11 protein-coding genes are annotated in these 12,714 nt (G+C 27.6%); 4 read left to right on the top strand and 7 right to left on the bottom strand.

Features of this window, described 5'->3' with window-relative positions; genetic code table 11:
- Nucleotides 1-51: 51 nt before the first annotated feature.
- The 7 genes from PSOL_RS02630 to thiI all read right to left on the bottom strand — a co-directional run bounded on the left by PSOL_RS02630 (nucleotide 52) and on the right by thiI (nucleotide 6,948).
- Nucleotides 52-345 (bottom strand): YlxR family protein, encoded by a 294-nt coding sequence (locus PSOL_RS02630; protein ID WP_349401821.1) that lies wholly within the window; start codon nucleotides 343-345, stop codon nucleotides 52-54.
- Between the two features lie 7 nt (nucleotides 346-352).
- Nucleotides 353-1,426 carry a transcription termination factor NusA gene (gene nusA, locus PSOL_RS02635; RefSeq protein ID WP_349401822.1) on the bottom strand — a complete coding sequence of 358 codons (1,074 nt, stop codon included), beginning with the start codon at nucleotides 1,424-1,426 and terminating at the stop codon, nucleotides 353-355.
- A gap of 257 nt (nucleotides 1,427-1,683) precedes the next feature.
- Entirely contained in the window at nucleotides 1,684-3,519 is a 1,836-nt protein-coding gene (locus PSOL_RS02640; protein WP_349401823.1) for a DUF2779 domain-containing protein, read from the bottom strand.
- A gap of 130 nt (nucleotides 3,520-3,649) precedes the next feature.
- Nucleotides 3,650-4,102: an SsrA-binding protein SmpB gene (smpB, locus tag PSOL_RS02645; RefSeq protein WP_349401824.1), complete on the bottom strand. Its 453-nt coding sequence runs from the start codon at nucleotides 4,100-4,102 to the stop codon at nucleotides 3,650-3,652.
- 225 nt (nucleotides 4,103-4,327) lie between these two features.
- Nucleotides 4,328-4,858: an inorganic diphosphatase gene (locus tag PSOL_RS02650; RefSeq protein ID WP_349402214.1), complete on the bottom strand. Its 531-nt coding sequence runs from the start codon at nucleotides 4,856-4,858 to the stop codon at nucleotides 4,328-4,330.
- 76 nt (nucleotides 4,859-4,934) lie between these two features.
- Nucleotides 4,935-5,648 (bottom strand): TrmH family RNA methyltransferase, encoded by a 714-nt coding sequence (locus PSOL_RS02655; protein WP_349401825.1) that lies wholly within the window; start codon nucleotides 5,646-5,648, stop codon nucleotides 4,935-4,937.
- A complete protein-coding gene (gene thiI, locus PSOL_RS02660; RefSeq protein ID WP_349401826.1) occupies nucleotides 5,617-6,948 on the bottom strand; it encodes a tRNA uracil 4-sulfurtransferase ThiI in 1,332 nt (443 codons plus the stop codon). The genes PSOL_RS02655 and thiI overlap by 32 nt, the downstream gene beginning before the upstream one ends.
- Before the next feature lie 571 nt (nucleotides 6,949-7,519).
- Here thiI and pdhA point away from each other — a divergent pair.
- Genes pdhA through lpdA form a run of 4 tightly spaced genes read left to right on the top strand, consistent with a single transcriptional unit; the run spans nucleotide 7,520 to nucleotide 12,254 of the window.
- Nucleotides 7,520-8,611 (top strand): pyruvate dehydrogenase (acetyl-transferring) E1 component subunit alpha, encoded by a 1,092-nt coding sequence (gene pdhA / locus PSOL_RS02665; protein WP_349401827.1) that lies wholly within the window; start codon nucleotides 7,520-7,522, stop codon nucleotides 8,609-8,611.
- 2 nt (nucleotides 8,612-8,613) lie between these two features.
- On the top strand, nucleotides 8,614-9,591 hold the full coding sequence (locus PSOL_RS02670; RefSeq protein ID WP_349401828.1) for an alpha-ketoacid dehydrogenase subunit beta: 978 nt from the start codon (nucleotides 8,614-8,616) through the stop codon (nucleotides 9,589-9,591).
- Nucleotides 9,592-9,610: 19 nt separating this feature from the next.
- Nucleotides 9,611-10,855, top strand: a complete 1,245-nt coding sequence (locus PSOL_RS02675) for a dihydrolipoamide acetyltransferase family protein (protein ID WP_349401829.1) — start codon at nucleotides 9,611-9,613, stop codon at nucleotides 10,853-10,855.
- A gap of 22 nt (nucleotides 10,856-10,877) precedes the next feature.
- Nucleotides 10,878-12,254: a dihydrolipoyl dehydrogenase gene (gene lpdA / locus PSOL_RS02680; RefSeq protein WP_349402215.1), complete on the top strand. Its 1,377-nt coding sequence runs from the start codon at nucleotides 10,878-10,880 to the stop codon at nucleotides 12,252-12,254.
- Nucleotides 12,255-12,714: the final 460 nt, after the last annotated feature.

Raw genomic sequence — 12,714 nt, forward strand, 5'->3', positions numbered from 1 at the left:
TCCTTTTATATTTTCATTAAACAAATCAAGAATCAAAATAGTTAAAAATAATTATTTATCGTTGAAATTATTTAAATTTTCTTTTGAGTTATTTTTCAATAAAACAAATTTTAAAAGAGTTTGATAAATCTCTTCGGGAACACGAGTTTTAAGTTTTTTATCTAAAAGTTTCTTTTTTTGAACTAATTTAACATATTCTATTTTTAGGCTCAAATAAGCTCCTCTTCCTTGTAACTTTTGATCGTAATCAATTGCTACTTCACCTAATTTATCAACATTAACTCTAATCATTTTAATAGGATTTTTGTTTTGTTTAGTAACTATACAAGTCCTTAAAATATTCATCTTTTAATTATATAATTCCTTCTTTTTGAGCTTGCGATAGGGTTTTAATATCGATATTCCATTTAGTTACTTCGACTGCTAATTTAACATTTTTACCTAATTTTCCAATAGCTAAAGAAAATTGATCATCTGGAATAATAGCTAAAGCACACTTATTAACATTATTTTTAATAATAACATCGATACATTGAGCTGGTTTTAAAGCGTTACTAATTAATTCTTTTTGATCTTCACTCCAATTAAACAAATCAATTTTTTCACCTTTTAAAATTTTGATAATATGTTTAATCCGATTGCTATTTTCGCCAATACAAGAACCAATAGCATCAACTTGAGGATCATAAGAAAGCAATCCAATTTTTGTCCGTTCACCAGAAATACGGGCAATTATCATAATTTTTACAATCCCTTCTTGTATTTCAGGAATATTTTCTTCAAAAACTTTGACTACAAGACCGACATGATTATGACTTACAAAAAGTTTAGGCCATTTATTAGTTTTTTTTACTTCCGACAAAAAAACTTGAATTCTTTCGCCTACATGTGGTAGATTATTACTAGAAATTTCTTTTTTTAGCAATAAAGTAGTGATTTCTTTTTCTAATTCTAAATTATAAAATTTTTCGTTTTCGGAAAGAATTTTGGCACTAATCAGTTTACCTTCTTGTTGTTTAAAAAAATGATAAATACTTTCTCTTTTCTTTTTAGTTAGTTCTTCGTTGAATTGGTTTTTAAATTCTTTGATAGCATATAAATTAAATTCTTTAGGATCAACCTTAATTTCAATAACTTGACCTACTCTAGCCTGTAGTTTAATTTTTTGTGCCTCTTCTAAATCAATAGGTGTCCATTCTTTTAAGTTTATAGTGTTAATATTGGTTTCATCAGTAACTATAAATTGTTTATATAAAATCATTTTGCTTTTATCTTCTTTTAAATGAACACGGCAACTTTTAACTCGATGATTTTTTTTACAACCAGCAATCAATCCTTTAGTAAAAGCTTCAACCACTTCTTCCCTCGGTAAATCTCTTTCTTGCACTATTTTATCTAAAAGTTTAAAAAAATTCTTACTAATCAAAACAGTTTCTCCTTTTATTATTTTAGATAGTATATTAAAAAAAAATGTCAAGAAAATAAATTAAAAACAGCTAATAAAATACAAAAGTCGAAAAAAGCAATAACTCAAAAAAGCACTACTCTTATTTTTAACATTTTAACAAATAAAGCAACCTATAATATTATTATATCATGTAAAAGAGACAAATTATATTTTTTAATATAAAAATTAAATAAAATTGATAACGATTTTTTTATATCTTTTTAATATAATAAAAATTAAAAAGATATCTTTTTTTGATCAATATCTTTGAAAGTAAGATGAGGAAAATTACGATTTTTATTTTTAGCCTGTAAACTTTTTAAAATTTCTACCATAACCCAAGTATCTTGTTGACAATATTTTTCTAAAGCTTGATATTTTAGTTGAAATTCTTTTTGGGACATTGAAGGAAAACGAAGATAAGTTATAAAAGCTTCAATTCCGTTTTGAATAGTTAAATTAGAATAAGTAAAATTGCAAAATAAAGGAGCAACTTTTTTAATAGAAAAAGATCCTTGCAACTGTTCGTGATAAAAGTTAATTCCTTGAGCTTCATTTTTATCCATTCCTAAATTTTGATAAAATTTCTCATTGCCTTTTAAAAGATCTTTGAGATCCAATATTCTTGTAATTAAATTATGTAATTGAGTTTTATATTTAGGAAAAAATAAAGCTAATTCCTTTAAACGGCTTGTTTCAAAAGATTTGTGATAAACAATAATCGAGCCATTATCATCTTGAATGGCTTTTAGTAAATTAATAAGTAATTTTTCTCTATGATCTTTATGGTCGGGGGCTAAAAAAGAAATATGATCATGTTCTTTATGACATACACCAGGAATTTTTTCAATATGCAAGGAAAACTGAAAAAGAGATTGACTATAAGGACTTTCACCTGAAAATCTTGGAAAAGGACAAGGAAAAGATTCAAAATCTAAATAATAAAGAGGGTATTTTAATTGTTTTAAACCTAAATTGATTTTTTCAAAATGATAATAAGAAAGTTTGGTTTTGATAGTTTTATATTGAATACGGTTATTAAATCGTTTTAACCATGCAAACGGCAAACTAAGAATTTGATAATAATTTTGTTCAATTAAATCTTTTATTTTTTTGCCTGAAAAACCGAGATGATTATGCAAATAATTAAAAATATTATTTTTATCTGGAATTAATTCAAAAAAAGTCAATATTTTTTGAGGTAAAAAATGAGTTTGTATAGTGGCTTTTTTTTTATTAGCTAAATGTTTGATTAAAAGGTTTTTATCTTGTTTTAATATTTGTTCGCTTTGAGCAGTAATTGCAGTTAAATCAATCAAAGTAATTAAATTTTGGTCTTGAAAGACGTCTTTAATATTATCTAAAATATAATCAGCATTCAAAACTACTAAATAATATTTTCTAATTTTATTTTTTTGTTTTTTGGTAAGGCTATTTTCAATCACTAATCTTTGATAAGTTAAGTCGTATATATATTTACCTACTTGATCATAAGGATTAATAAGGTTTTTAAGTTTTTGTTGATAGTTTTTATCGGTGATGTTTTTAGCAAAGTCGTTAGGGGTTAATATGTTAGGTTTTTCCTGTTCGAAAAAGAGGATTGTTTTTTTGGCTTCATTTTGAAATTTTAATTGTAAAAATTTTTTGCTAGTAGTTGCTTTGGTTTCAAAAATACGAATAGTCTTTTCATCTTCTTGATAACCATCTAAAAAACAATAAAATTGATGTTTTTCTTTTGTCATTTGGAACTTTTGTTGTTGGTAAGTATCCAAAGAATAAATAACATCACCTGTAAAATGTTTTTGTAAATATTTTCCTGCAAGCAATTCTAATTTTTGATAATAAGGTTGCATCGTTGCTAAATGTTTTTGATCTAAATTAACAATTGACTTGTCATCTAATTGGGATTCTAAAAAACTTATCTTTTTATCATAAGTCTCTTCAGTCATTAAATTATGTAATTCATGACCAAATTCACCCAAAAACTGACTTTTATTTTGGTATAAATATTTATAATTAACATATTTCAACACTTTTAAAAACTTAATAAAACGAGTTTTAGAAATATTCATTTTTGATATCCTTTCTTTTACAATTTAACAATATAAAATTTTTTCATTCTTTCGGAAAAATAAACATTTATCAACAAATCAAAAGTTAATTTTATTTTTTCTTTTTTTCAAAATAGTTATTATAAGTTTTTTACTGATTCATTTTTTTTAAAGTTTGTTGGATGGATAAATTAGCTTCTTTTTCTTTTAATCTATTTCTTTTATCGTATTTTTTTTTGCCTTTACCTAAAACGATTTCCACTTTAACTAAATTTTTTTCAAAATAAACTTTTAAAGGAATAACTAAAAAACCTTGAGTTTTAATTTTATTTTGAATTTGAAGAATTTCTTTTTTTTGCAATAAAAGTTTTTTAATTCTTTTTTCATCATACTGTAAAGAACAACTAAAAGGATATTTTAAAACAACCATATTAACTACAAAAATTTCTTCATTTTTAACACAAACATAAGCGTTATTTAAACTTATTTTACCTAATCTAATTGATTTAACTTCGCTACCTAAGAGCTTTATACCAGCATGATATTTTTTCTTTTCTAAAAAAAAATCATAAAATGCTTTTTTATTGGTGATTATTGTTTTCATAATGATAAAATGCACCTTCTTAAAGAATAAATTAAACTTAATAAAATAACAAAAAAACAACCAAAAAAAGATTTGGTTGTTGAATTAATATCACCTTTGAGTTTTGAAAAAATAAAAAACTTCTTTAATTAGGAAAATAAAAATAGTTGACTAATCATTGGATAACTATATTTGTCTTTCCCAATTAGATAATAAAAAAAAGATAAAACCATGATGTAACAATGTTTAATGCTTTTTTAATTTTCGATAAGTTAAAATACTTTTTTCAATTGCTTGCAAAGCTTCTTTTTTTCCTTGGATTGCTTCTATAATCACATTTTTTTTTTCTAATGCTTTATAATTTAGAAAAAAATGTTTTATTTCTGCTAACAAAGAAACAGAAATATCTGATAAATCATAAAAATCTTTAAAAACTACATCCGCCATAGGAACTGCAATGATTTTTTCATCTAATTCGTTATTATCAATCATTTTAATTACTCCCAGCGGACGACATTTTACTAAAGACAAGGAAGCTAAGCTTTCTTGGGCCAAAACTAAGACATCTAAAGGATCATTGTCTTCGCAATGAGTTAAAGGGATGAAACCATAATTGACAGGATAGCGAAAAGAAGTCGTCAAAAAACGATCCAACAATAACATTCCTGTTTCTTTATCGATTTCATATTTTTTTTTGCTTCCTTGAGGAATTTCAATTACTGATATAAATTCTTCTTTAGTAATTCTTTTAGGGTTAATATCGTGCAATATATTCATTTTTAAACCTTTTTTCTTATATTTTTTATTCATAAAAATTATCTTTCGTTAAAAAATGATAAAAAGTAACAAATAATTATAAAAGATACATTAAAATACTACCAGCTATTGCTACATTCAAACTTTCTACTTTTTGCGTTTCAATCTTTAATAAACCATCTGAAAGAGATTCTATTAAAGGTGAAATTCCTGTTCCTTCGTTGCCTAAAACTAAAACCTTCTTTAAATATCTTTGAGATGTTTGAATATCAAAATTAGTTTTATGAGGTGAAGTACTAAATATGCGATAATCTTTATTTTTGAGATTTTCTAAAAAGTTTTTCAAGTTGCCTCTTTGTAAAGCAAGTTCAAATAAAGCCCCTTGACTAACTCTAACCGTTTTTTCGTGATAAAAATCAGCACTATGAAAACTTACAAAAATTTGATGAAAACCAAAAGCAAGGGCGCTTCTCATTAAAGCTCCAAGATTAGCGGGGTCTTGGATATTTTCTAATGCTAAAATTTTATCATTTAACAAATCACTTGCTAAAGGAACGCGACAAAGAGCTATTTGATCAAAAACTGTTTTTGTTTGTGATAATTCTTTCATTAAAATAGGGCTTATCAAAGTGCCTTCTTTTGTTTCTGTAGAAGTATAAATTTCTATTAAAGTATTTTGATATAAAGTTTTTTGAGATTGTTCAATTAAGTGATTTCCATATACTAAAAATTGTTGATATAAATCACGATATTTTTTTAACTTTAATTTTTTTAATTTTTTAAAAGTAGGATTTTGATTTGAAGTAATCATCTAAATCACCTTTGAATCGATTAAAAATTATTTTTTGTTCTGGTTTTTGCTTACAAAAATTATTAATTGCTTCTTTGGTGTCATAAAAACCAAAATCTAAAAGATTAAATTCTAAATTTTCTTCAATTCTTAAAGTAATAATTTGTTCTAAAGATGATTTTAATAATTGATGATAATCAAAAAAATGTTCTTCTTTTTCAACTTTTTTAATAGTTGGTTTGGTAACGGGAGCTAAAGGAAGATAAAGAGTACAGCAATCTTGAAAAGGGCGAATCGAAATATCAAAAGTATCAATATTTTTAGCAATTTCAATAATTTGACTTTTATCCATGGTTGCCAAAGGCCTTAAAATATTGATGTTGGCAACCTGTGAAATTGTTTGCATACTTTCTAAAGTTTGACTAGCTACTTGTCCAACTGATTCTCCATTAATTAAACATAAATGACGATTTATTTGTGCAAATCGATTAGCTAAACGATACATCATCCGACGCATAACATTAATAATGTAGGGGTCTGAAATCTTTTTGCGGATAGTTTCTTGCAAAACCCTAAAAGGAACTAAATGTAATTTAATTTGATTGTTGGCAGAATAACGACTTAAAATTTTAGCCAAATCAATCACTTTTTGTACTGATTCTAAAGGCGTTAAGGGACTTGATTCGAAATGCAATAATTCAATTTCAATTCCTTTTTTCATAGCTAAATAGGCTGCTACCGGAGAATCAATTCCTCCGCTTAAAAAAACAAGCCCTTTGCCAGAAGAAAAATTAGGAAAACCTCCTAAAGCTTTTTTTTGATCATTTTTTAAATAAAGATAAACTTGCTCTTTTCTAACTTCAATATTTAAAATTACTTCTGCTTTTTTAACATCAACTTGTAACAAACCTGGCAAAGATTTTAAAATCAAAGGAGCAACTCTTTGAGTTAATTCTAAACTGGTTAAAAAAAATCTTTTATCTTTTCTTATTGTTTCAATTTTGAATAAAACTGGTTTTTTAATTTTTTCTTTCAATAATAAAGAAGTTTTTTTAACAATATCATCTATATCTTTATTAGCTTGAATCACAACTACGAAAGAAAAAATACCCGAGACATAAGATAATCTTTTCAAAACTTCAACTTCTAAACTTGAACAATAATCTAGATAAGCATAATCTTGTTTAACTTGTAAATTAATATTAGCTAAATGTTTCATTTTGTTTTGTAAAAGTTTTTTTAATTTTTGAATAAAATATTTTTTATTTTTACCTTTTAAAAAAAGCTCTCCAAAACGAATTAAAATTCTTTTTTGTTCCATAAACGGTACCTCAAATCAGTATTTATTGTTAATATGAATAAATAATAGTTATATTTTTGTTTTTTTAAGGTGATTTTGGATCTATTTTGGGTTCAACCAAAAAAAATAATAAAAATATTTTTTTACAATTCAATTATAACATTTTCATTATAATATTTTTAACAATAACTTTACTCGTTGTGATAACAAAAGTTATTGTTGAAAAAATTAAAAAAAGTTCAAAAAAATATAGTCACTGCACTACTTAATTTTAAGTTTTAAAGATTGATTTTAAAATTAAAAATTGTATGAAAAAAAGAAACAGCCCAAAAATGTTTGTATATCTGCAATGACTACGTTTTTTTTGTTTTTGGGTGATTGCTGTTCTTGGACTGGTACCAAAAAACAAAATTTTTTTTTGACAAAAGTTATAATTTGGAGTACAATTAAAATGTAGATGTATCATTTATATAAAAATATTCATTTACTGTATTTAAAAGTTAAAAAATTATTTGATACTAAGATAATCAATAAATTATATTTAATCCAAAAGAAAATTATATTTAATCCAAAGAAATAAGGAGAATTTGCAATGTTAACTAACGTTTATGAACCTCTAAAAGGACAAAAATTAGAAATTCTTGACGTTCAAGGAAACCTCGTTAAACCTGAATTAGAACCAAAAATTGAAAAAGATGTTTTATTAAAAATGTATAAAACTATGGTTTTAGGCAGACAAGCAGATTTGGCGGCTTTAAAATATCAACGCCAAGGAAGAATGGGTAATTATTTACTAAATTCTGGCGCGGAAGCTTCTCAAATTGGTGCTGCTGCTGCTTTAGAACCGCAAGATTGGGTTTCACCTTATTACCGTGATGGTGGTATTTTCTTTTATCGCGGTGTTTCTGTAGAACAATTTTATCTTTATTGGTATGGTAACGAAAAAGGTTCTCAATTAGATCCGAAATTACGTATTTTACCAACTAACATAATTATTGGTTCAAGCGTTAACTTAGGCGCTGGATTGGCTTTTGCAAGCAAATACCAAAATAAAAAAGAAGCTATTATTGCAACTATTGGTGATGGTGGGACCGCTCATGAAGAATTTAATGCTGGTCTTAACTATGCTGCTGTCTTTGAGGTTCCTTTGGTAGTTTTAATTCAAAATAATCAATATTCTATTTCTAATCCTCGTAATAAAGTTTCAAAAACATCAACTTTAGCGCAAAAATGTTATGCTTTTGGAATTCCAGGGATGCAAGTAGATGGAAATGATGTTTTAGCGGTTTATGTAGCAGTCAAAGAAGCTTTAAAACGCGCAAGAAGTGGAGAAGGTCCAATTTTGATTGAAAACATAGCTTATCGACTAGAAGCTCATTCTACCAACGATAACGCTTCTGTTTATCGCAGTAAAGAAGAAGAAAACGAATGGAGAAAAAAAGATCCTATCTTACGTTTTCAAGCGTACTTAATTAAAAAAGGATATCTCAGTTTAGAACAAGTAAAACAAATAGAAGCAGAAGCACAACAAGAAATAGTTTTATCTCACCAAAAAGTAGAACAATATGGGAGCAAAATCAAATTAAGAGAAATTTTTGAACATACTTATGACAAAATGACTCCTCAATTAGAAGAACAATATCAAGAATGCCAAGCTTTTTTTAATCAGAAAGAAGGTAAGTAATCATGGCTTTAATGACATTATTAAAAGCAATTAATCAAACTTTAGATAGTCAATTACAAAAAGATCCTAATATAGTGGTTTTTGGACAGGATGTAGGTAAATTAGGAGGAGTTTTTCGCGTTACTCAAGGATTGCAAGACAAATATGGTGAAAATCGTGTTTTTAATACTCCTATCGCAGAATCAGCTATTATCGGAAGTGCAATTGGTATGGCAATCAATGGTTTAAAACCAATCGCAGAAATTCAATTTGACGGTTTTATTTTTGTTGGTTTAGAAGATTTATTTGCCCATGCAGCCCGTATGCGTAATCGTAGTCGTGGAACTCGCACTGTGCCTATGGTAGTCAGAGTTCCTGTCGGTGGTGGAGTTAAATCTTTAGAACATCACTCCGAAAGTTTAGAAGTGATTTTAGGTTCTGTTCCTGGTTTAAAAGTTGTGATTCCTTCTAATCCCTATGATGCCAAAGGTTTATTGATGGCAGCTATTAATGATCCTGATCCAGTTATTTTTATGGAACCAAAAAGAATTTATCGTGGTTTCAAACAAGAAGTGCCAGAAAATGACTATGAAATTGAAATTGGTAAAGCTAAAATAATTCAAGAAGGTTCAGATATTACAGTTGTTGCTTGGGGAGCTATGGTGATAGAAACTCAATTAGCCATCAAACAACTAAATAATGAAATTTCAGTTGAACTCATCGATTTAAGAAGTATTAACCCTATTGACCGCGAAACTGTAATTGATTCAGTTAAAAAAACGGGTCGTTTTTTAGTAGTACATGAAGCTTGCAAAACTTATGGACCAGCTGGTGAATTGATAACTTTAGTAAATGAAAAAGCTTTTATGCATTTAGAAGCTGCCCCAGCAAGAGTGACTGGTAATGACATTACTATGCCTTTAGCCAAAGCAGAACATCATCAATTTTTAAGTCCTGAAAAAATATCTCACGCTATCCGTAAAGTAGTTTTAGAAGAATAACCACAACAAAGGAGAAAACATGTTTGAATTTAAATTTACTGATGTCGGAGAAGGCATTCATGAAGGAACCATCACAAGGTGGTTTTTTAAAATAGGCGATCCAATTAAAGAAGGTGATATTTTAGTTCAAGTAGAAACAGACAAATTAGACGTTGAACTAACCTCTCCTGTTACAGGTACTATCATTGACATGACTCACAAAGAAGGCGATGTGATTAATGTTGGAGAAATGCTTGTTTTAATTAAAGAACCAGGAGACACTGAAGTAGAAGTTAAACAAACAACAACCGCTTCGATTGCTTCTTCCGCCACAAAAACTGCAGACATAACTGCAATAAAATCAAATCCTAACAACACTAAGAAAGTGTTAGCAACTCCTTTAGTTCGAAGTTTAGCTAAAGAATTAGGAATTAATTTAAACACCATCAAAGGAAGTGGTTTTGGTGGCAAAATCTTAAAAGAGGATATTCTTGCAAGTCAAAAAACTATAGAAAAAACAAAACAAACAACTGCAAAAAGTTCTTTGATGACAGAAGAAACTGAATTAAAAACAGTTAATGCCGCTGAGCAAACAGAAATCATTAAAATTTCACGTTTAAGAAAAGCAATTGCACAAAAAATGGTCCTTTCAAAAAACACCATTCCAGAAACAACTTTAATGGATGAAATTAACATTACTGCTTTAGTTACTTTAAGAAAACAAGCTAAAATACAAGCCGAAAAACAAGGAATTAAACTGACTTTTATGGCTTTTATCATGAAAGCAGTCGCGATTGCTTTGGAAGAATTCCCCATTTTTAATGCTAGTTATGATGATGACAAAGAGGAAATTATTTTAAAAAAAATTATTAATTTAGGAATTGCAGTTGATACTAAAGACGGTTTAATTGTTCCTAATGTCAAAAATGCTAATAAATTAAATCTTTTGGAATTAGCAAAAAACTTACAAGAAGTAGCAAAGGCAACTACCGAAAGAAAAGTTCAATTAGAACAATTACAAAACGGTACTTTTACTATCACTAATTTCGGTTCTTTAGATATTAGTTATGGTACTCCTGTGATTAACTATCCTGAATTAGCTATTTTAGGAGTTGGAAAAATTTCCAAAAAAGCCATTATAGAAAACAATCAAATTATTATTGCTGACATGTTACCACTTTCCCTTGCAATTGACCACCGTATTATTGATGGAGCTGACGGAGGAAGATTTTTAAAACGAATTAAAGAATTGTTAAGTTTACCTACTTTATTACTTTTATCTTAAAATAAGAAAGCATAACGTGAATATGAAAAATTATGATATTTTAATAATTGGGGGAGGTCCCGGAGGATACGTAGCTGCTATCAAAGCAGCTCAATTAGGAGCTAAAGTGGCTTTAATAGAAAAACATAAATTAGGCGGTATTTGTCTTAATTATGGTTGTATCCCTACCAAAGCTTATTTAAAAAGCGCTAAAGTGTATCAAACTATCAAATATGCTCAAGATTTTGGCATTATAATTAGCCAACCTCCAACCTTTAATTGGCTTTCGATTTTGAATCGTAAAAATAAAATTGTTGATCAATTAACTAATGGTATTGCTTTTTTAATGAAAAAAAACAAAATTGATGTTTATAATGGTTTTGCAACTGTTCTTTCTCCTAACAAAATACAAGTTGACGAAAAATTATTAGAAACTAAAAATCTAATTATTGCAACAGGGTCAAGTGCTTTCATTCCTCCGATTCCAGGCGCTTTAGAAACTTATCAAAAAAATATTTTAAAAACTAGTAAAGAATTATTACAATTAGACAAACATCCTCAAAATATCACTATTATCGGTGGTGGAGTAATTGGGGTTGAGTTTGCTACTATTCATAAATCTTTCGGAGCCGATGTTACTATTTTAGAAAGACAAGCAAACATTTTAAATGGCTCAGATAGTGATATTGTCGATGCTTACACCAAAAAATTAAAAGCTGATGGGATTAATATTTTAACCGAAGTAGAAATTAATTCCATTCAGGATCACAAAATAACCTATACTCATAAAAAAATTAAAAGCACAAAAGAAGCAGAAATTATTTTGATGGCTGTAGGAACAAGACCCAACTTAGCCGGATTAGAAAAGATTAATTTAGAAAAAACTAATAACAGCATCATAACTAATGAATTTTTACAAACTTCTCTTCCTGGAGTTTATGCAATTGGTGATGTAAATGGCAAACATATGTTAGCCCACGTAGCCAGTCATGAAGCCATTATCGCTGTGATGCATGCCTTAGGAAAAAGTGAAACTCACGGGATAAATTATTGTCGTATTCCTTCTTGTATTTATGGCTTTCCTGAAATTGCTGCTATCGGAATTACTGAACAAGAAGCTAAAATGAAACAAATTAATTATAAAGTTTCTAAAGTTCCCCTTGCTGCCATCGGTAAAGCTTTAGCTGATGGTGAAAAAGAAGGATTTGCTAAAATAATTGTTGATAAAAAACATTTAGAAATTATTGGAATGCATATTTATGCTTATAATGCCACCGAATTAATTAGTGAAATTGCTGTTGGAATGGAATTAGAAGGAACAGCTTATGAACTTGCACAAGCTATTCATCCTCATCCAACATTATCAGAATTAACCTTTGAAACTCTTTTAGGGGCAATCGATAAACCGATTCATGTTTAAAAAAAGGGTAAGTTCCACAAAATGTTAACAAGAAAAGAATAAAATCTTAAATGATATTAAAAAACTAGTTAATATCGATATTAAAATAATAGGATTCGTTATCCACTTTACTAAAAATTTATGAAATCAGACAAAATAATGAAAATGGTACCGGTATCTCGAAACATTAACACCAATAAAAAATTTAACTTTAATATTTTTTTATTTTTAAGTGGTGGTTGTTGTTGGGCCGGTGCTTTTTTGCCTTTGATTCTCTGCGCTGTTCCGTTTTTTTTAGACAATTTTTTAAATGAAAACAATATTTACTTAGTTTGAAAAGATATGAAATTATTACCTTTTTTTAGTCTTAAAGAACAATTTTAAAATAAAAAATTGTCTAAAAAAAACGGGGAACAGTGCACGCTCGACTTCAATCATTTTTGCTCCTTTTTTTAAGTTTGGGTACAAAAAAAATATCCAA

This window comes from Candidatus Phytoplasma solani (genome assembly GCF_040126175.1).
In the GTDB taxonomy this organism is placed as follows: Bacteria; Bacillota_I; Bacilli_A; order Acholeplasmatales; family Acholeplasmataceae; genus Phytoplasma; species Phytoplasma solani_A.

Bases quoted from the DNA above. Each gene is read 5' to 3' on its own strand.
- PSOL_RS02630 (WP_349401821.1), bottom strand. From the start codon at position 345: ATGAATATTTTAAGGACTTGTATAGTTACTAAACAAAACAAAAATCCT.
- PSOL_RS02640 (WP_349401823.1), bottom strand. From the start codon at position 3,519: ATGAATATTTCTAAAACTCGTTTTATTAAGTTTTTAAAAGTGTTGAAA.
- smpB (WP_349401824.1), bottom strand. From the start codon at position 4,102: ATGAAAACAATAATCACCAATAAAAAAGCATTTTATGATTTTTTTTTA.
- PSOL_RS02650 (WP_349402214.1), bottom strand. From the start codon at position 4,858: ATGAATATATTGCACGATATTAACCCTAAAAGAATTACTAAAGAAGAA.
- PSOL_RS02655 (WP_349401825.1), bottom strand. From the start codon at position 5,648: ATGATTACTTCAAATCAAAATCCTACTTTTAAAAAATTAAAAAAATTA.
- thiI (WP_349401826.1), bottom strand. From the start codon at position 6,948: ATGGAACAAAAAAGAATTTTAATTCGTTTTGGAGAGCTTTTTTTAAAA.
- pdhA (WP_349401827.1), top strand. From the start codon at position 7,520: ATGTTAACTAACGTTTATGAACCTCTAAAAGGACAAAAATTAGAAATT.
- PSOL_RS02670 (WP_349401828.1), top strand. From the start codon at position 8,614: ATGGCTTTAATGACATTATTAAAAGCAATTAATCAAACTTTAGATAGT.
- PSOL_RS02675 (WP_349401829.1), top strand. From the start codon at position 9,611: ATGTTTGAATTTAAATTTACTGATGTCGGAGAAGGCATTCATGAAGGA.
- lpdA (WP_349402215.1), top strand. From the start codon at position 10,878: ATGAAAAATTATGATATTTTAATAATTGGGGGAGGTCCCGGAGGATAC.